This is a genomic window from Bifidobacterium sp. UTCIF-39, assembly GCF_006408715.1.
GTDB lineage: Bacteria > Actinomycetota > Actinomycetes > Actinomycetales > Bifidobacteriaceae > Galliscardovia > Galliscardovia tissieri.
On record NZ_JEOG01000002.1, the window covers coordinates 122,662 to 143,145 of the forward strand.

Below are 20,484 nucleotides of genomic sequence, written 5' to 3' on the forward strand. Positions count from 1 at the left end.
TCCCTAGGGTAGCGCATGGTATGCCGCCCCGCCTCGGGGAAACGCATACGGCGATCGTTCGAGCCCCATCATTCCCCTGCCGGGTTGGCACCGCCGTCGGGTTGCGGCTGCGAGGGCGTGATCGACGCGGTCTCTCCACGGATGAACGCCAATACCTGCGGAAGATCCTGCGGCTGGACGAGCACCTGACGCGCCTTCGAACCCTCGGAGGGGCCCACCACTCCTCGTGATTCCAGAAGATCCATGAGCCGTCCGGCCTTGGCAAATCCGACGCGAAGCTTGCGCTGCAGCATGGATGTCGATCCGAACTGGGAGGTGACCACCAGTTCGGCCGCCTGCAGCAACACCTCCATGTCGTCGCCGATGTCCTCGTCCGGTTCGAGACCGCTCTTCTCCGCCTCCTTGGCCATCTGCTCGATGTCCTCGCGATACTTGGGCTTGCGCTGGGTGCGTACGAAATCCACCGCCGCGCGGATCTCGGATTCCGAGACCCACGATCCCTGCACACGCTTCGGCTTGGCCTCGCCCATAGGCAAGAACAAAGCGTCACCCTGACCGATGAGGCTTTCGGCGCCCGTCGTATCGAGGATGACCCTGGAGTCGGTGGCCGAGGAGGTGGCGAAGGCCAGACGCGAGGGAATGTTCGCCTTGATGAGACCGGTGACCACGTCAACGGACGGGCGCTGCGTCGCCAGCACCAGATGTACACCGGCGGCTCGTGCAAGCTGCGTGATGCGCTGGATCGAGCTTTCCACGTCGTTCTTCGCCACCATCATGAGATCGGCCATCTCGTCAACGACCACGAGAATGTACGGGTAGGGGGCGATCTTGCGATTGGAGCCTTCGGGCGCATGCACCTTGCCCGCGCGCACGGCCTCGTTGAAGTCCTTGATGTGACGGAATCCGAAATACTGCAGATCGTCGTATCGGGAATCCATCTCCTTGACCACCCACTCCAACGCCTGCGCGGCCTTCTTCGGATCGGTGATGATGGGAGTGAGCAGATGCGGAATTCCGGCATAGGCGGACAGTTCCACGCGCTTGGGGTCGACCATGATCAGCCGCACCTGTTCCGGCGTGGCGCGCATGACGATGGAGGTGAGCATGGAGTTGATGAAGCTGGACTTTCCCGAACCGGTGGCACCGGCCACGAGCAGATGCGGCATCTTGGTCAGATCGGCGGTGACGAATCGTCCCTCCACGTCCTTGCCCACGCCGGCGAGCATGGGGTTATGGTCACGGATGGCCTCGTCGCTTCTGAGCACGTCGCCCAGATGCACGATCTCACGATCGACGTTCGGGATCTCGATGCCGATGGCCGACTTGCCCGGGATCGGCGACAGGATGCGTACGTCGGAACTCGCCACCGCATAGGCGATGTTCCGTCGAAGATTGGTGACCTTCTCCACCTTGACGCCGGGGCCGAGTTCGACCTCGTATTGGGTGACCGAGGGACCACGCAGGAATCCCACGACCTTGGCGTCGACCTTGAACTGCTGGAAGGTGGAGCGCAGCGCGGCGATCACCTTGTCATTGGCCGGGGTGCGTGCCGCGTGCGGCTTGCCATGGGCGAGCAGTTCGAGATCGGGAAGATGGTATTCATAGCCGTCGGTGGGCACGGGTTTTGCGTCCGTGCCCACCGGGGTTGCGGATGCGGGACCGGCCACGGCTGTCGCAGGCACGGCTCCCGAGACGGCATCCACATTGGCCGCCGGAGCGGTGACCGGCCGCGGCATCTCGTCTGACGTCGTCCCCGAGATGACGGGATCCGCAGCGGGTGCGGAGACGATGGGCGATCCCTGACTGAGCACGGTGGTGCCGGATGGTCCCTCCTCCCCCGTCGCAACCGGATCAAGTATGGCTGTGGCCCACGGGTCGACACCCATGGCACGGGTCTCCGGCTCCGGATGTGTGGCAGGACCTCCGGCGGAGGATACGGATCGTGGCGCGTGCGCCGGGAGTCCATCAACGGATTCCACGGTCGTTTCGGCGCTGTCGCCGTGGGAACGTGCGGCCTTGTCGAATGCGGTGTCGGCGGCATACGAATCAAGCTTGCCGTCATCGTCCTTGGATCCCAAAGTGCCGGAGAACAGACGCCGCCACCACGTCTTCCATGATGAACCGTCGGAGCGGGTTTCGGACTTTGCCGTCTCCTCATGGGTCGGAACGCCGTCGGCGAGCACCAGCGTTTCATCGGCAGCGGCCGGGGCCTCGGTTCCCCGATCTTTCCGATCGGATTTGCCGGACGATTCGTCAGCGGCCTTTCTGTCGTGTTCATCCTCCATGCGAAGTCGGAGACTATGCCCGTATGCGGAGATATCGGTCATGGTGATGCCGGTGATCAGCAGCAGCGACAGCAGTCCCACGATAACGAACAGAATGACGGAGAACGCCTTGGACAATCCCCAGGTCAGCGGGGAGCCGAACGCGAACCCAAGAACGCCTCCTGAGCCCTGCACCATGGCCAGATCGAACCCGTGGACGTTACCGATGCGAACGGCGTCGATGATAGAGCACACCGACCACAGCAGCAGGCCCAGACCCGCCAGTACTCGCGGCTTGTTGAGAGATCGCAGCGTGGAGCTGACCACGCAGAGTGCGGCATACAGCAGTATCACCGGCAGCAGCACGCTCATCACACCGAACAGCGTGGCCGCGATGGTGTGCAGGAACTGGCCGATCGAACCATTGACACGGAACCATTCACTGGCGCAGAACAGCACCGCGGCAACCAACAGGCCGAAAAACAGCATGGTGCGATGCCACGCCGACTCGGGTCCGGTGGGCAAGGACTGTCGTCCCTGACCGCCTCCCCCATTCGACGATGTCCTGCGTGAACTCGTGGTTCGGCTCGTAGTCGAGCGCGGAGATGATTTCTGTGCCATAGCACTGCCCGATAATACCGTCCAGTCAGGAAACAGTTGGCCGCAGCCCATGATATTCACATCATTCGGCCGTTCCCGAGCAGCCGCGGCCGTCAATAAGGACGTTAGTCGATATCGCCGAGATGATGCTGCACGTACTCGTCCACCTGCGCGTCGATCGCATCGTAGTCACCGGCATCGGCGTGCTGGACGATACCCATGGCATTGTCCAGCAGGGCGGGATTGAGCGCCTGCAACCAGTGGATGCGCGGGTCCCGACCGAACCACCCCATTTGCTTGCGGGCGAGGCGGCGGGTTTTCTGCGCGATGTCCGCAAACGCCTCGTTCTCATCGATGAGCCCGTCGAGCACATCGATCATCTGCTGGTAACCCAGAGCCCTGGCAGCGGTGGGACCGAGATGGTCGCGCAGCCTTTCCGCCTCGGCAAGGAAGCCCTGATCACGCATGGCGATCGTGCGTTCGGCGATACGACGGTCCAGTTCCTTCCGTGGCAGGTCAAGACCGATCTGCACGGTGGGAATGACATACCGATATCTCGGCAGGCTCGCGGAAAATGGCCGGCCGGTGATCTCGATGACCTCCAACGCGCGGATGGTACGGCGCACGTTATGGGCATCCATTCGGGACGCGGCCTCGGGATCCTTGGCCGCCAGTTCCTCGAACAACCGGCCCGGCCCCTCCTCCTCGGCCCGCTGCTCCAGCCTCGCACGCACCTCGGGATCGGTTCCCGGGAAGGAGATGTCATCGATCGCCGCCCGGGCATACAGGCCGGAACCGCCGACGAGGATCGGACGGATTCCACGGGACAGCAGATCGTGGATGCATTCACGTGCCAGCGTCTGGAAACGCGCCACGGTCATGGTATCATCCGGTTCGATGATGTCGAGCAGATGGTGCGGAACCGCGGCCTGCTCCTCGGCCGACGCCTTGGCCGTGCCGATGTCCATGCCCCGGTACATCTGATAGGTGTCGGCGTTCACGATCTCCGCGCGCTGCCCGCGATCCGCGAGCGCCTTGGCGAGCGCGATGGCCAGTCCGGTCTTGCCGGATGCGGTGGGCCCGATGATGGAGACCACTCGCATGGAGACGGACCGCGGTGCCGTCGATCGGGACTCGGTACCGGAATCAGTGACGGACGGCATAGGTCTGCCCTGCCTTCGGATCGGGATCGGCAATGATGTAGTGGTCGGCGGCACGGGTGACCGTTGCGGTGACGAAGTCGCCGACCTGCGGGATGGGCTCGCCCTCGGGGATGCCGATATGGGTGAGCACGCCGGTGCGCTCGCGTCCGGTGACGCGATGGGTCGCCTCGTCCCGTCGCCCCTGGGTGGCGGCGACCATCACCTCGACGTCGCGTCCTTCGAATCCCTTCATGTTCTCGACGGTAAGCCTCTCCTGCAACGCATGCAGTCTGTCGTAACGCTCGCGGACCACCTCGTGGGGCACCTGTTCCATCACCGCGGCGGGAGTGCCCGGGCGAGGCGAATATTCGAAGGTGAAGGCGGAGGAGAATCTGGCCTGTTCGACCACGCGCATGGTCTGTTCGAAGTCCTCGTCGGTCTCCCCCGGGAATCCGACGATGATGTCGGTGCTGATCTGGGCATCCGGCATGGCCGCGCGGACACGTCCAAGGATGTCCATGAACCTGGACGAACGGTAGGACCGACGCATGGCGCGCAGGATGCGATCGGAACCGGACTGCAGGGGCATGTGCAGCTGATGCATGACGTTGGGGGTTTCGGCCATGGCCTCGATCACGTCGTCGGTGAAGGCGGCGGGGTGTGGCGAGGTGAAGCGCACACGTTCCAAACCGTCGATCGTGCCGCAGGCGCGCAGCAGTTTGGAGAAGGCCATGCGGTCGCCCATGGAATACCCGTATGAGTTGACGTTCTGTCCGAGAAGCGTCACCTCCTTGGCCCCTTCGCTGACGCAGCGCTGGATCTCCTCGAGGACGTCGCCGGGTCGGCGGTCGCGTTCCTTGCCGCGCACCGCGGGCACGATGCAGAACGTGCAGGTGTTGTTGCATCCCACGGAGATCGACACCCATGAGGAGATCCTGGATGCGCGGGATGTGGGCAGCTGGCTGGGGAAGTATTCGAGGTCCTGGGAGATCTCCACCTGAGAATGGCCTGCGGCGCGCGCATCGTCCAGCAGCTTGGGCAGGGATCCGATGTTCTTGGTGCCGAAGACCGCATCGACCCAGGGGGCTCGACTGGTGATACGCTCGCGGTCCTTCTGGGCCATGCACCCGCCAACGGCGATCTGCATATGCGGCCGACGGCGTTTCAGCTTGGCCCAAAGGCCGATGGTGCCGTACATGCGTTCAGTGGCGTTCTCGCGCACCGCGCATGTGTTGAGTACGATCAGATCGACGTCCTTGGCCTGCACCTGTTCGTCCGTGGCCTGCACGTAGCCGTCAGATTCCAGGACTCCGGCGATGCGTTCGGAATCGTGGACGTTCATCTGGCATCCAAGTGTGTGCACATAATATACGCCCTTGCCTCGGGCCTTGGAGATCGCCCCGTCGTCCGTTCCCGTGAGCGCGGCTGCCGGCAGGGGATTTCGTTCCTCGATCGTCATCATGTCCTCATTCATAACGACCCATCCTACCGACTGACTTGGAGCGGCATGGAATGGCGGATCGGGGCATCATGCCGTCATTCGCTGCAGGACGTCGGTTCATGCGTTTCCCCATCATAAAATGAACATATGTGCCCTATTTCAGGTGGACGTATGTAAAAAACGGTGATATGATAAAACGGTAAACCCGCCAACGAAGGCGGAATCACACAGGGAAGGAACACCGGAAATGCTCACCCAGTCCCAGCTCGCCAAGTACATGGACCACACATTGCTCAAGGCAAACGCCACCGAGGACATGATCGACAAGGTCGTGGCCGAGGCCATCAAGTACAACACCGCATCCGTCTGCATCAACCCCTACTGGATTCCCCGCGTGCACGCCGCGCTCGCCGGCACTGACATCGCCACCTGCACCGTCATCGGCTTCCCCCTGGGCGCCAACACCACCGAGACCAAGGTGTTCGAAACCAACGACGCCATCGCCAAAGGTGCCGACGAGATCGACATGGTCATCAACATCGGCGAGCTCAAGGCCGGACATGATGACGTGGTGCTCGCCGACATCACCGCCGTGGCCGAAGCCACCCACGCCAAGGGCAAGCTGCTCAAGGTGATCATCGAGACCGCGCTGCTCACCGACGACGAGAAGATCCGCGCCAGCAAGCTCACCGTGCAGGGTGGTGCCGACTTCGTCAAGACCTCCACCGGCTTCTCCACCGCCGGTGCCACCGCCCCCGACGTCAAGCTGATGCGCGAGGCCGTAGGCCCCGACTTCGGTGTGAAGGCCGCCGGCGGCATCCACAATCTGGCCGACGCCTACGCCATGATCGAGGCCGGTGCCACCCGACTCGGCGTCTCCGCATCCGTGGCCATCCTCGAGGAAGCGGCCCGTCAGTAGTCGAAAAGACCACATCATGGCCGATGCGTCGTAGTCAATACGTCGACCATAATCATCAGTCGTCCGGCACGGGGACCAACCGCGACCCGGAGCCGGACGACACCATCGACGGAATCAACGTCACCAACCATCAATCATCATGCGACCTTCAACGACGAAGGAAGGACGACGAATGTCATACACCTACAAACGTGTGCTCGCGATCGCACTCGACTCCATCGGCATCGGCGAGGCCCCCGATGCCGCCCGCTTCGACGACGTCGGAGCCGACACCCTCGGCCACATCGGCAAGTTCTTCGATGGAAAACTGCATCTACCCAATCTCGCTCGCATCGGTCTGGGCAACATCCGCGCCGATGATCCGATCATGGGCGTGCCGCCCGTCGAGCCGGCGGAAGGCTGCTTCGGCAAGATGACCATCACCTCCCATGGCAACGACTCACTCGACGGCCACTGGGAAATGATGTGTCTTCCCGTGCGATTCGAGATGGCGACGTTCCCCGACGGATTCCCACAGCACATCGTCGACGATCTCGAACGGTTCTCCGGACGCAAGGTCATCGTCAACAAGCCGTATTCCGGCACGGAGGTGATCCACGACTACGGCGAGCAGCAGATGGCCACCGGCGATCTGATTCTGTACACCTCGGGCGACTCCGTGCTGCAGATCGCAGCGCATGAGGACGTGATCCCGGTCGACGAGCTGTACCGCATCTGCGAATATGCGCGCACGCTCATCAACGGTCCGGAAATCGTCATGGGACGCGTGATCGCCCGCCCGTACGTCGGACCGGACAAGGACCACTTCACCCGCACGTCGAACCGTCACGACTATGGACTCGAGCCGATCAAGCCGACCGTACTGGACTTCCTCAACGAGGCCGGATACGACGTGCTTGCCGTGGGCAAGACCAACGACATCTTCTCGGGTCACGGCATCACCAAGGGGTGGCGCAACAAGAGCAACATGGACGGCATGGACCATGTGGACGAGGCCATGGCCTCGGACTTCACCGGACTGTGCTTCACCAATCTGGTCGACTTCGACGCCATGTACGGGCACCGCCGCAACGCCCAGGGCGATGGCGAAGCGCTGATGGCGTTCGACGAGCGTCTCGGCCACGTGATGGACAACATGCACGACGACGATCTGCTGCTCATCACCGCGGACCACGGCAACGACCCCACCTACAAGGGAACCGATCACACCCGCGAATACGTGCCGATCCTCGCTTACTCCCCCGGCATGCCGAACCCCGGAACCTCGCTTGGCATCCGCGACACCGCATCCGACATGGGAGCCACCATCCTCGACAACTTCGGCGTCGAAGGCAACGGCGAAGGCACCAGCTTCCTCGAACAGATCAGCTGATCCGAACCGCAATCCCGATCCATAACCCGGATTCGGACCGACCCGAATCCGGTCATCATCAACAGGAACCCGTAGCAAACAAGAAAGGACCATCATCATGGCCACTCCCCACATCGAAGCAGAACCGGGCGATTACGCCGACGTCGTGCTCATGCCCGGAGATCCGCTCCGCGCCAAATACATCGCCGAGACCTTCCTCAAGGACGTCGTCCAGGTCAACGGCGTACGCAACTGCCTCGGATTCACCGGCACCTACAAGGGCCACAAGGTATCCGTCCAGGCCAGCGGCATGGGCATCCCCTCACTGTCGATCTACACCAACGAGCTCGCCACCATCTACGGCGTGAAGACCATCATCCGCGTCGGATCCTGCGGCGGCATGGCCCCGGACGTGAAGCTGCGCGACGTGCTGCTCGCATCCGGCTCAACCACCGACTCCGCCGTGGTGACCAACACGTTCGGCCATGGCGTGCACTACGCACCGCTGGCCAACTTCGAGCTGCTCGACACCGCCTACCATGTGGCCAAGGAGCAGGGCGTCAACGTGAAGGTGGGCGACATCTTCGCCGCCGACCGCTTCTACAACGACGAACTCGACATGAAGAAGCTGGCCGACTATGGCGTGCTCGGCACCGAGATGGAATCCGCCGGACTCTACCTGCTCGGAGCCAAGCTCGGCTTCCGCGCGCTGTCGATCCTCACCGTCTCCGATCTGATCTTCGGCGAAGGCAAGACGACCAGCGAGGAACGCGAGAAGACGTTCAACGACATGATCACGATCGCGCTGGAAACCGCGATCGCCGGCAAGTAGCCCCACACGAGACCGGAAACGGTCATAGAAGCGTCATGCGACATACCGCATGACCACCGGTAGCCACGACGAAGGAGGGGACGGAAGATGGACGCCAAGGCGCGGAAGAACGCCGACAGCCTCAGGGTCGCAAAGCTGTACTATCAGCAGGATTACAGCCAGAACGAGATCGCCAAGATCATGTCTATCTCCCGCCCCACCGTCTCGCGGCTGCTGCAGTACGCCAGGGACATGGGACTGGTCCGCATCGAAATCTCCGATCCCATGACCGACGCGACCGAAATGGCCGACGGCATCCAGCAACGATACGGGCTGCACAAGGTGATCGTCGTGCCGATTCAGGGGGTGGCGCCCAAGGACCGGCTCGACACCGTGGCCCAGGCCGCGGCGCTGTACCTTGAAGGCATCGTCCGTGACGACGACGTCATCGGCATCGGATGGGGGCGCACGCTCTACAGCATCGGCAGCCATCTGGCACCGAAGGACGTGCGCCGCGTGAGCGTGGTGCAGATCAAGGGCTCCGTATCGAACACGGAAAGCAACAACTACGGCTTCGAAAGCGCCAACGCGTTCGCGAACGCGTTCCATACGCTGCCGCAGTACCTGCCGCTTCCCGTGATCTTCGAGCACATCCAGACCAAGGAGCTCGTGGAGCGTGAGACCTACATCCGGCGCATCATCGACATGGGCCGACGGGCGAACATCGCCGTGTTCACCGTGGGAACCGTACGCGACTCCGCCCTGTTGTTCCGCCTCGGCTACCTGACCGGGGAGGAGCAGCACCGCCTTCAGGAGGTCGCAGTGGGCGACGTGATCTCACGATTCATCGACACGCACGGCAATCCCGCGGACGAGGACATCAACCGCAGAACCGTGGGCATCGATCTCGACGATCTCAGAGCCAAACCGCATTCCATCCTCGTGGTCGCATCCCCGTCCAAGGTGCCGGCCACGCATGGCGCACTGGTCGCCGGATACGCCAACACACTGGTGATCGATCAGGTCAGCGCCGCTGAACTGCTGGATCAACCGATGGCGAAACGCTAGTCAGACAACCACAAGACCACATCACGACAGACCACATCACGACAAAGGAGTCACATCATGCGTATGGTCGACGTCATTGACGCCAAACGCAACGGCGGCGCACTGACCGCCGAACAGATCAAATTCTTCGTCGACGGATACACCGCCGGCGAAATCCCCGACTATCAGGCGAGCGCCCTGCTTATGGCCATCTGGTTCAACGGCATGAGCGACGAGGAGACCCGCAACCTGACCATGGACATGCTGCACTCGGGCGACCGGCTCGACCTGTCCGACATTCCCGGCGTCAAGGTGGACAAGCACTCCACCGGCGGTGTGGGAGACAAGGTGAGCATCCCGCTTGCCCCGCTGGTCGCGTCGCTGGGCATCATCGTGCCGATGATCTCCGGCCGTGGTCTGGGCCACACCGGCGGCACGCTTGACAAGCTCGAGGCGATTCCCGGGTACACCGTGGAGATCGAGGAGGAGGCGTTCAAGCGCCAGCTGCGCGAAGTGGGATGCATCATCGCCGGAGCCACCGGCAACATCGCCCCGGCCGACAAGAAGATCTACGCGTTGCGCGACGTGACCGACACCGTCGACTCGATCCCGCTGATCGCCGGCTCGATCATGAGCAAGAAGATCGCCAGCGGCACCGATGCGCTGGTCATGGACGTCAAAACCGGATCCGGCGCGTTCATGAAGCGCGAGGAGGATGCCGTGGCGCTCGCCCACGCGTTGGTGAACATCGGCAAGGGTGTGGGCATGAACGCCATGGCCGTGATCTCCGATATGAACCAGCCGCTTGGCCGCGCCATCGGCAACGCCCTGGAGATCGAGGAATCGATCGCCCTGCTCAAGGGTGAGGGACCGGACGATCTGCTCGACATCGTGCTCACCATCGGCAGCCAGATGACCGTGATGGCCGACAAGGCTGAATCTCTGGAGGAAGCACGCGCCATGCTCGAGGAGAATATCACCAACGGCAAGGCGCTGGAACGCTTCCGCATGATGATCGAGGCGCAGGGCGGCGACGGTCGGGTGGTCGACGACCCGACGATCATGCCGCAGGCGAAATACCACATTCCGGTGTTCGCCGAATCGGACGGCGTGATCGCCTCGATGCGCGCCGACGAGATGGGCGTGGCGTCCATGATGCTCGGCGGCGGACGCGCCACCAAGGATGACAAGCTCGACTATGCGGTGGGCCTGACATTGGATCGCAAGGTGGGTGACACGGTGAAGGCCGGTGATCGCCTACTGACCATCCATGCCAACCGAGAGGATGTCGAGAACATCAAACGCCTGATCCTCGACAACATCGTCATCGGCGACCATACCGAACCCATTACGCTGATCCATCAGGTCATCGTCTGAAGCAAGCCATCAAGACATAATCAAGGCATATCGGATATCCAATAACCGGAACACTTCTAGAGTACGCTGGAAACCGTTCCGGAGAGAGAACGGCCCGGCGCATTCCGTCATCCACTAAGACCGTGGAATCGGCCGTCTCCCGGCATAAGGAAAGAAGGAAAACATGTATCTAGCCGTCAATATTCTGGGCCTGCTGGTCTTCCTGGCCCTGGGGTGGGTGTTCTCCCACGACCGCAAAGGCATCGATTGGAAGTCCGTCGGCTGCATGGTGGTGCTGAACCTCGCCATCACCTGGCTGCTCACCAGCTTCCAGTGGGGACGTGACGCCGTCAAGGCAGCCGCCGACGGATTCGCCTGGATCGTCAACATCTCGTACAAGGGCATCAACTTCGCCGTGGCCAACTGGGTGGGCCCCACCGGCACCGATCCCGCTCCGGTGAACTTCATCGTCAGCGCCCTGCTGCCGATCCTGCTCATCGTGCCGCTGTTCGACATCCTCACCTACATCGGATTCCTGCCGTGGATCATCAAGTGGATCGGCCGTGGCCTGAGCTTTGTCACCCGTCGTCCGAAGTTCGAAACCTTCTACGCCGTCGAGATGATGTTCCTCGGCAACACCGAGGCGCTGGCCGTCTCCAAGATCCAGCTGCAGCGCATGAAGGCCGGTCGTAACGTGACGCTGGCCATGATGTCGATGAGCTGTGTGACCGCCGCCATCATCGGCTCCTACATCCAGATGGTCCCCGGTGAGTTCGTGATCACCGCCATCCCGCTGAACTGCATCAACGCCCTGATCGTCAGCCACATGCTCTACCCGGTCACCGTCACCAAGGACGAGGACGTCATCTACACGCTGGGCGACCCCGCTTCCGAGGACGACGTTCCGGAACTGACCGAAGCCGAGCAGCAGGCCAAGGACAAGGCCGTGGCCGAGTACAACGCCCTGCCCTGGTACAAGAAGATCTACAAGCACGACCCGGCAGCCCCGAAGAAGGAGCCGTTCTTCTCCTTCCTGGGCGACTCGATCCTGGGTGCCGGCAAGCTGATCCTCATCATCACCGCCAACGTGATCGCCTTCGTGGCCCTGGCCGGCCTGATCGACGCCTTCCTGGGCATGATCTGGGACAAGCTGTCGCTCGAATCCATCCTCGGTGTGGTCATGTACGTGCCCGCCTGGCTGCTGGGTCTCGACCCGGGCACCGCCTGGGAGTTCTCGCAGCTCATGGGCCTCAAGCTCGTGACCAACGAGTTCGTCGTCATGGGTCAGATCACCGGCGAGGTCGCCTCCTACGCGGCCCACTACAAGGCCGTGCTCACGGTGTTCATCACCTCCTTCGCCAACTTCTCCACGCTGGGCATGGTCATCGGCTGCTTCAAGGGCATCGTGGACAAGGAGAAGAACGACGCCATCTCCAAGCAGGTCGGCCGCATGCTGCTCTCTGGCATCCTGGTCTCCCTGCTGTCCGCCGCCATGGTCGGCCTGTTCGTCTGGTAATCACCAACCAATGATTCGTGGCGGTCTCCGGGCCGCCGCACCGTTACGGTAAGGAGCTCGATATGAGCAAAAAGATGATCCTTGACCTCGACACCGGCATTGACGACACGCTCGCCATCGCCTACGCCCTGGGCAGCCCCGAAGTGGAGCTCATCGGCATCACCGGCACATACGGCAACGTGCTCGTGGAGCAGGGCGTGCGCAACGCCTTGGCCGTGACCGACCTGTTCGGACATCCCGAGGTCCCGGTCTACGCCGGCCTGTCGCATGCCAGCCGCAAGGATTCCTTCGAGGTTCTGCCCGTGTCCGCGTTCATCCACGGGCAGAACGGCATCGGCGACGTGGACATCCCCGACTCGGATCGTTCCCCCGAGTCCGGTTCCGCCGTGGACTTCATCATCGACGCGGTCAAGACCTACGGCGAGGATCTGGTCTACGTGCCCACCGGCCCGATGACCAACATCGCCGCCGCACTGGCCAAGGCCCCGGAGATCAAGGATGAGATCGGCAAGATCGTGCTCATGGGTGGCGCGCTGACCGTATGCGGCAACGTCGACCCGTGGCAGGAGGCAAACATCTCGCAGGATCCGGACGCCGCCGATGAGCTGTTCCGCTCCGGCGCGCCGGTGACGATGGTCGGCCTCGACGTGACGCTGCAGACGCTGCTCACATACAAGGAGACCGCCACGTGGCGTGAACTGGGCACCCCAGCAGGTCGTTTCCTCGCCGATATGACCGACTTCTACATCAAGGCCTACGAGACCACCGCCCCGAAGCTCGGCGGATGCGGACTGCACGATCCGCTCGCCGTGGGCGTGGCTGTGGACCCGACCCTGGTGGACACACTGAAGATCAACATGAAGGTCGACGTGGATGGTCCCACCCGTGGACGCACCATCGGCGACAACGATCGCCTCAACGATCCGGTCAAAACCATGCAGGTCGCGGTGGGCGTCGACGTGCCTCGCTTCCTGAACGAGTTCATGACCCGCATCACCAACCTCGCCAAGGCGTGATGCCCGGTTGCCGATGAATCATCGGCGACCATTCCGATGCCCCGCTCTCCTGTCGAAGACGCGGGGCATCATTGTCCGTGGATTGCTACCCGCGGCCCTCCGACTCCCCCGCACAAGACTGAGTCATTTCTGCAAGGAAAATCAATGATTAAGGACCGTTCCATGACCACCCATGACAGCAACACCACGGCGGCGAAAGCCCGCCGAACCCTCATCCCCCTGCTGGTCATCTACCTGCTTGGCACCGTATGCCTGCAAGCGTTCAATCTGGTGTTTCAACACATCGGCTCCGATCTGGGCGCACCCGACCAGGCCTCGCTGATCACCGCCATCCCCGGAGTGGTGCTGGGCATCGTCTGCTTCATCTATGGATCGCTCGGCGACTTCCTGTCACTGAAACGCATCACCCTGTTCGGTGTGACACTGCTTTGCGCCGGATCCGTTCTGGGATTCCTGCTGCACGGCAATCTTCCATTGGTGATCGCATTCCGCATCATCCAAACCATCGGATTCCAAGCCGCCGGATCCGTGTATCTGGTCATCGTGGCGAAGTATCTGAAACCGGAGGAGAAACTGCTGTACTTCGGACTGTTCACCGCCGACTATCAGCTGGCCACGGCCATCGGCGTGCTGTCCGGAGGCCTGTTCGTCTCCATCGACTGGGCGTACCTGTTCCTCATTCCCCTGATCTCCCTGCTCGTCCTCGTGCCGTTGATCAAGGATCTTCCCGATTCCCACAGCGGCCACGGCAATGTGGACGTTCCCGGATTCGCGATCTTCGGCGTGGCGGTGCTGCTGCTCACCCTGTTCTTCTCCATGCTGCAATGGTGGATGATCGTGGTGTCGCTGGCGTTCTTCGCGGCGTTCGCCATATACATCACCAAGGCCAAGGACCCGTTCATCACGCCGGACTTCTTCCGCAACGCCCGCTGGATCAAGTCGGTGATGCTCATCGTGATCTTCTACTTCATCAACTTCTCGGTCACCCCTCTCGTCAACGCCTTCGGATCCGAGGTCTACGGCATGACCAGCTCGCAGATCTCGCTGATGCTGCTGCCCGCCCTGATCCTCGCCACGGTCTCCGGCACCTGCTCCGGCAGGATCGCCAAGGCGATCGGCCGCGAGCACGCCATCCTCACCGGCGGTTCGCTCATGGGACTCGGCATGCTCGGCAGCGCGTTCTGCCTCGGACTCGGCCCTATCGCCGTGGCGATAACGATGTGCCTGTTCTACGGAGGCATGGCCATGCTGTACTCCCCCACCGTGGATACAGTGCTCGGCACGCTCACCCACGAGCAGTCCGGCCGTGGCGTGGGACTCAACGATCTGGCCATGCAGGGAGCCGGTGCCATCGGCATCGCCGTGTTCGGCGGTCCGATCGTCATGCAGCCATTCGCCTCCGGCAGTCTGATCGGAGCCACCGGCGCGGCGGCGAACGCCTCCAACCTACTGCTCGTCTACGCGGCGATCATGGCGTTCGGTGTCGCATGGTTCCTGGTCTTCCGCAGGTCGATCGCCAACCGGAAGTAGCCGTCAACCGAAACCGCCAGCCGTTCGCATATGCCTGGTATCGCCCGCTTGGGCCGAAACGGATCTTTTCAGCAAACTCTCCGGAACGTTTGCTAAACTCCCCTCGGCCCTAGCAAGGAGAACAGTTCCCATGATGCTCGAACGCAAACAACGATTCAACGTTCCCGAGATCCGTTCCAAGATAGAGCAGATCTCCACCAACATCGGCGTCGACGTATTCCAAGGCTCACAGATTCTGGCATACGCCGAACTTGAGCAGATCTATTCCGGTGCCATGCGCGAGATCGGCACCAAGCTGGAGAACCTCGACGACGAATTCCAGCTAAAGAACAAGCACAATCCGATCCACCACATGGAATGCCGACTCAAAAGCATCGACTCGACCATCGGCAAGCTCCGTAAACGCAATCTACCGCTGTCTGTCGAATCGATCCGACAGAATCTGTACGACATCGCCGGCATCCGCGTGATCTGCAACTACGTGACCGACGTGTATGCCGTAGCGAACACGCTGTCCGAACAGTCCGATATCGAAGTGATCCGCATCAAGGACTACATTCGCAATCCCAAGCCCAACGGCTACCGCAGTCTCCACGTGATCTACCAGGTCCCGGTATTCCTCTCCGACGGCCCTCACCCCACACCCGTGGAAGTCCAGTTCCGCACCAGCGCCATGGACTACTGGGCGAGCCTCGAACATCGTCTCCGCTACAAGAACAGCATCGAGGACACGGCAAGGGAACGGCACTTCGAAACACTCAAGGAATGCGCACGGCAACTTGCCGATATTGAGGATAGGATGCAACAAATCCACCAGGAAATCGGGTGAAGTCGGTGGTGCACGGAGTGTCATCCGCGTTGCGGACGGCCCGACGTACCATTTGTACGCCTTCACCGTCCGCGCCTTGATGACACACACGTGCACCACCGACTTCACCAAGCCCAATGAGGGCGATTGAGATCGATTAGAAGTCGAAATCGTCGGGGCTGGAACCGTTGCGGTGACCACTGCCGGCCGCTTCGATCGCGGCCATATCCGCATCGGTGAGCGTGAAGTCGAACACGTCGATGTTCTGGCGGATACGCTCCTCGTGCACGGACTTGGGGATCACCACCACGCCACGCTGCAGATGCCATCGGATGACCACCTGGGCCGCCGACTTGCCATATTTCGCGCCGATCTCGGCGAGCGCCGGGCTTGACAGCAGCTTGCCGCCAGTACCGCCGAGCGGACTCCATGCCTCGACGGCGATGCCATGCTCCTTGCAGTAGGCGATGACCTCATTGTTGGGGAAATCGGGCGAGGATTCGATCTGGTTGGCGGCGGGAACCACGTCGCTGATCTTGAACAGGTCCTCGAGGTGATGAATCTGGAAGTTGCTCACGCCGATGGCGCGGATATGACCCTCGTGGTACAGGTCGATCATGTCCTTCCACGCATCCTGCCAACCATCGGCGGGCCAGTGGATCAGGTAGAGGTCGACATAGTCGGTGCCGAGTCGCCTGAGGCTTTCCTCGAAGGCAGCCTTGGCGCGATGCTGGCGGATGTCCTCATTCCACAGTTTGGTGGTCAGGAAGATGTCCTTGCGATCCACGCCGGATTCGGCGATGCCCTTGCCCACCGATTCCTCGTTGCCGTAGACCTTGGCGGTGTCAATATGGCGGTAGCCGTTGGCGAGCGCCCAGCGTACGGCGTTTTCGGTCTGTTCGCCTTCCGGTGTCTGGAAGACACCAAGTCCCAGTTGCGGAATGGTCACATCGTTGTTGAGCGTGATGAATTCCATGAATCCTCCTTGATCGATCGTTGATCGATCGCACCGAAACCGTGCGATCATGCGATGACGTTGGGTGTTCAGCCCGATTCCCATCCTATTGGAGCGCGTGGGTGCCGTCGGTATGCCACACCGCCCACGTCCGTTTGGTATCGTTCTCAGCGTAATCGTGTTCAGGGATTCCTCAGGTGACCCCCGTAAACTGGCCGTGATGATGAACAGAAGGAGCGATCATGGCATTTGGTGATAATGGCCAGCCCCGAAATCAATTCAATTCCAATAATGCGCAGAGCCCGTATGGGCAGAATCCGTATGGACAGCAGCAGTATCAGCAGCCTTACGGTCAGCAGGGTTATCAGCAGCCGCAGTATGCACAGCCCCAGTACGCGCAGCAGTCACAGCCCCAGTACACGCAACCGCAGTACGGTCAGCCTCAATACGCGCAGAACGGTTACGCAGGGGCCGCCTATGGCCAGCCGGTGATGGATGCACAGGCCATCTACACGCAGGAGAACTATCTGAAGGCCACACGCGTTTCCACGGCCAAGGCATACGGCGAGATGACCGCCGGCCTGCTGGTTACCGCCGTAGTGGCGCTGCTCACCCAGGCCACCGGCATGTTGTACGCGTTTCTTATGGCGTTCGGTTCGATCGGATGGATCGGCCTAGTCATCGCCCAGGTGGCGCTTGCCGTGGTGCTCGGCTGGAAGGTGATGACGATGAACCCCGCCGTCGCACGCGTGCTGTTCTACGTGTATGCGGCGCTGATGGGATTCACTCTGAGCTCGATCTTCGCCGTCTACTCGCTGGGCAGCATCGTGCTGGTACTGGCGATGACCGCCGGATTCTTCCTGTGCCTGACGATGGTGGCGCTGACCACGAAAGCCGATCTGCTCAAGGCCGGTCCGATTCTCATGGTGGCGCTGATCGTGCTGATCGTGGCCGAACTGATCATGATGTTCGTCATGCCCGGTCAGACCACGACGATGATCATCTCCGCGATCGCGCTAGTGATCTTCGCCGGTCTGACAGCGTATGACGCGCAGGCCACGCGAGCGCTGTTCCAGCAGTATGCGAATGATGCGACGATGATCAAGCGCGTGTCGATCCTGTGCGCGCTGAACCTGTATCTCGACTTCATCAATTTCTTCGTCAATCTGCTGCAGTTGCTCGGTTCGCGCGAGTAGTCGCCCGCCGATATCGCACCCGCGACGGTGAAGACCGGTCGTTTCGTTATGCGAGACGACCGGCTTTTTCGTTATCTGACCTCGGTAGGTTGTGCGACGTGATGAGAAAAGAATTGGGTGGCATGTTCTGCCTACTGTTGACGGCCCTGATCTGGGGATTGGCATTCGTGGCTCAGGTGCAAGGCATGGACTCCGTGTCCCCTCTGTTCTTCAATGCCACACGATTCACACTGGGAGCGGCGTCGCTGATACCGATTCTGCTGCTGACCGTGCGTCGGAAGCACGCTCCTGCCTCGGACTCCGGCGGCTCGTCTCGGGGTTCCCGAAACTCACGGAACTCTACCACTGTCTCTGCCACTTGGAAGCGCACGCTACTGATCGGCGGCATCTGCGGTCTGGTGCTGTTCACTGCGAGCACGATGCAGCAGTATGGCGTGCTGTGGGGGCGCGAGGCCGGACGGGCCGGGTTCATCACGGCGTTGTACATCGTGATCGTGCCGCTGCTGGCGTGGGTGTTTCTTCGACGTCGTGTCACGGTGGTCACCATATTGAGCGTGATCATCGCGGTGATCGGCTTCTACCTGCTCTGCATCACCGACGGATTCGGGTCCGTCAGCGGAGCCGATCTCATACTGTTCGGCTGTGCCGTGCTGTTCGCGTCCCATATTCTGATCATCGATACGTTCGGGTCCTCGGTGGATCCCATCTGGCTGTCGTTCTGCCAGTTCGTCACGTCGGCCGTACTCAGTTGGGTGGGAGCCGCATTCGATGGATCGATCGATTGGGCTGGCGCGGCGGCCGGCTGGATGCCGATCGTGTACGCCGGCATCGGTTCCGTCGGTATCGCCTACACGTTGCAGGTGGTGGGCCAGCAGTGGGTGCCGCCAACGCAGGCATCGCTGATCATGTCGTTGGAATCGTTGTTCTCAGCACTGGGAGGGGCGATCATTCTTGGCGAGGTGATGACCGCCCGCTCCTACTGGGGTTGTGCGCTGATCTTCATCGGCACCCTGCTGGCGCAGATGCCGGTGTCGTTGCCGAAGCGTCTGCTGGAACGCAAAGCCGATCGTTCCGGCAAATCATTATGATGGCTATGCTTCCGTAGTGGTCGATTCACTGATTCTTTCATCAGGACGATGAAGGGGCGGATGGTGAGCGGACGACGTCAACGTCGTTCACCCGCCATCCGCCCCTTCGTCATTCCATCTTTCGATGCACTGATTCACGGACGATATCCGAACAATCAGATGGCACAACGTACTTTCGTTGTGGCAGCGAGCACGGTCTTGTGCTGTGGAGTCCTCACCTGGCCATAGATGAGCGCGCGCGTAAAGTGCATCTCGCACATCCCGTTGGATTCGGCCTGTCGATCGCAACCGACTACGGCGCATTGTTTGCTTGTCATGTCAAGGACCCCCTTGTTCCTGTGGTTTCTCTCATTGATGAGCTTCTCTCTGAAGATGATGAATACGCTGCCATGCGCCGTTCATTGCCCTTCTTGTTTCGAGCATAGACCAATCCCCCCTCCAGGTACAGTTCACGTATCGAAAACGTGAGATAATGAACAGTTTCAGCGTGTCGCGTCGTTGCGTGCACGCTCACATCCCCCGAAACATACACCCTTCCACCTGGTAGGCAATCGCTTGCACTACGATTCCGTCGGCGTTCGAATCGACATCGATCCGTAATCACCGAAATCGTTCGCCACCCATCATGTCCGCGACGCGGCTGATCGTCACGACGGCAACCACATCTCACATCAGCGTCGTGTTTGATGCCGTGACGACATGTCAGCGCGACGGTTCCAGTACAACGCCGGCCTCGGCCATCTGCTTACGGGCCAGTTCGCCAAGTTCCTCGCTCACGGGAACGGTGAGATCCGTGAACACGCGCACATGGAACCCGAATTTCACCGCATCCAACGCGGTCTCCTTGACGCAGTGCGATTCTGCGATACCGACCATGTCCACATCGTCGATCCCCGCCTTGCGCAGTGCGTTGACCAATGTATGCCCCTCCTCCGTGGCGATGCGCACTTCGGCGCGCGACTGCTGACGGTCGCTGTTGTCCTCAATGCCTTCAAACCCGGAGTAGGCGGCAGAGTACTGACCCTTCTTGAAATGATGGTCCACATTCAGCGCGGCGATGGCGGGATGCAACTGCGCGTTAACCGTACCCGCCACACCGTGCGGCGGCCACGTGTCCACGAAATCGGGCTGCTCGGAGAAATGCCGCCCCGGCACGATGTGCCAATCCTGAGTGGTGGCGATGAACGCGTAGTCGTCGCGATGCGCACGCACGTAGTCGGCGATGCGCTCCGCCACGGCGTTGCCGCCGTCCACGCCGAGTTCACCTCCCTCGCAGAACGTGGGCTGCACGTCGACAATGATCAATGCCCTGCTCATAATTGACTCCCCTGCTTCATGCCGTTGATGATGGCCGTGTGCACGGCTTCATTCCATTCTGCCGCAACCGCATGAATATGCCGCTGCCGTGACCACGTCATCACGAGGTCACGGCAGCGGCACTGGC

The 20,484-nt window shown here is 61.4% G+C and carries 16 protein-coding genes; 11 read left to right on the plus strand and 5 right to left on the minus strand.

The features are described from left to right. Window positions 1-68: 68 nt before the first annotated feature. The 3 genes from EP30_RS01495 to miaB form a co-directional block, all read right to left on the minus strand. Window positions 69-2,885 carry a DNA translocase FtsK gene (locus EP30_RS01495; RefSeq protein ID WP_140555501.1) on the minus strand — a complete coding sequence of 939 codons (2,817 nt, stop codon included), beginning with the start codon at window positions 2,883-2,885 and terminating at the stop codon, window positions 69-71. 104 nt (window positions 2,886-2,989) lie between these two features. Next, a complete protein-coding gene (gene miaA, locus EP30_RS01500; protein WP_140555503.1) occupies window positions 2,990-4,027 on the minus strand; it encodes a tRNA (adenosine(37)-N6)-dimethylallyltransferase MiaA in 1,038 nt (345 codons plus the stop codon). Further along, complete coding sequence (gene miaB / locus EP30_RS01505) at window positions 4,011-5,480, minus strand: tRNA (N6-isopentenyl adenosine(37)-C2)-methylthiotransferase MiaB (protein ID WP_140555505.1); 1,470 nt, start codon at window positions 5,478-5,480, stop codon at window positions 4,011-4,013. The genes miaA and miaB overlap by 17 nt, the downstream gene beginning before the upstream one ends. 214 nt (window positions 5,481-5,694) lie before the next feature. Here miaB and deoC point away from each other — a divergent pair, with 214 nt between their 5' ends. The 9 genes from deoC to EP30_RS01550 all read left to right on the plus strand — a co-directional run bounded on the left by deoC (window position 5,695) and on the right by EP30_RS01550 (window position 15,822). After that, window positions 5,695-6,366, plus strand: coding sequence for a deoxyribose-phosphate aldolase (gene deoC, locus EP30_RS01510; RefSeq protein ID WP_140555507.1), 672 nt, complete (start codon window positions 5,695-5,697; stop codon window positions 6,364-6,366). A 172-nt stretch (window positions 6,367-6,538) separates the two neighbouring features. Continuing rightward, the gene (locus tag EP30_RS01515; RefSeq protein WP_140555509.1) at window positions 6,539-7,738 is read left to right on the plus strand and encodes a phosphopentomutase; all 1,200 of its coding nucleotides are present in this window, start codon (window positions 6,539-6,541) and stop codon (window positions 7,736-7,738) included. 97 nt (window positions 7,739-7,835) lie between these two features. Next, window positions 7,836-8,549 (plus strand): purine-nucleoside phosphorylase, encoded by a 714-nt coding sequence (deoD, locus tag EP30_RS01520; RefSeq protein WP_140555511.1) that lies wholly within the window; start codon window positions 7,836-7,838, stop codon window positions 8,547-8,549. Between the two features lie 87 nt (window positions 8,550-8,636). Continuing rightward, on the plus strand, window positions 8,637-9,596 hold the full coding sequence (locus EP30_RS01525) for a sugar-binding transcriptional regulator (protein ID WP_140555513.1): 960 nt from the start codon (window positions 8,637-8,639) through the stop codon (window positions 9,594-9,596). Window positions 9,597-9,659: 63 nt separating this feature from the next. Further along, on the plus strand, window positions 9,660-10,952 hold the full coding sequence (locus EP30_RS01530) for a pyrimidine-nucleoside phosphorylase (RefSeq protein ID WP_219846784.1): 1,293 nt from the start codon (window positions 9,660-9,662) through the stop codon (window positions 10,950-10,952). A gap of 163 nt (window positions 10,953-11,115) precedes the next feature. Then, window positions 11,116-12,447 (plus strand): NupC/NupG family nucleoside CNT transporter, encoded by a 1,332-nt coding sequence (locus tag EP30_RS01535; protein ID WP_140555519.1) that lies wholly within the window; start codon window positions 11,116-11,118, stop codon window positions 12,445-12,447. Between the two features lie 62 nt (window positions 12,448-12,509). Next, complete coding sequence (locus tag EP30_RS01540; RefSeq protein ID WP_140555521.1) at window positions 12,510-13,463, plus strand: nucleoside hydrolase; 954 nt, start codon at window positions 12,510-12,512, stop codon at window positions 13,461-13,463. Window positions 13,464-13,607: 144 nt separating this feature from the next. Continuing rightward, on the plus strand, window positions 13,608-14,993 hold the full coding sequence (locus tag EP30_RS01545; protein WP_258185299.1) for an MFS transporter: 1,386 nt from the start codon (window positions 13,608-13,610) through the stop codon (window positions 14,991-14,993). 130 nt (window positions 14,994-15,123) lie between these two features. Next, on the plus strand, window positions 15,124-15,822 hold the full coding sequence (locus EP30_RS01550; RefSeq protein WP_140555524.1) for a GTP pyrophosphokinase family protein: 699 nt from the start codon (window positions 15,124-15,126) through the stop codon (window positions 15,820-15,822). Window positions 15,823-15,958: 136 nt separating this feature from the next. Here the strand turns inward: EP30_RS01550 and EP30_RS01555 are convergent, their stop codons facing one another. Beyond that, window positions 15,959-16,777 carry an aldo/keto reductase gene (locus EP30_RS01555; RefSeq protein WP_140555527.1) on the minus strand — a complete coding sequence of 273 codons (819 nt, stop codon included), beginning with the start codon at window positions 16,775-16,777 and terminating at the stop codon, window positions 15,959-15,961. 221 nt (window positions 16,778-16,998) lie between these two features. Here EP30_RS01555 and EP30_RS01560 point away from each other — a divergent pair, with 221 nt between their 5' ends. Beyond that, window positions 16,999-17,952, plus strand: coding sequence for a Bax inhibitor-1/YccA family protein (locus EP30_RS01560; RefSeq protein WP_140555530.1), 954 nt, complete (start codon window positions 16,999-17,001; stop codon window positions 17,950-17,952). 122 nt (window positions 17,953-18,074) lie between these two features. Next, window positions 18,075-19,040 carry a DMT family transporter gene (locus tag EP30_RS01565; RefSeq protein WP_140555533.1) on the plus strand — a complete coding sequence of 322 codons (966 nt, stop codon included), beginning with the start codon at window positions 18,075-18,077 and terminating at the stop codon, window positions 19,038-19,040. 702 nt (window positions 19,041-19,742) lie between these two features. On the opposite strand, the gene EP30_RS01570 is transcribed toward EP30_RS01565, so the two are convergent. Continuing rightward, window positions 19,743-20,357, minus strand: coding sequence for an isochorismatase family protein (locus EP30_RS01570; protein WP_140555536.1), 615 nt, complete (start codon window positions 20,355-20,357; stop codon window positions 19,743-19,745). Window positions 20,358-20,484: the final 127 nt, after the last annotated feature.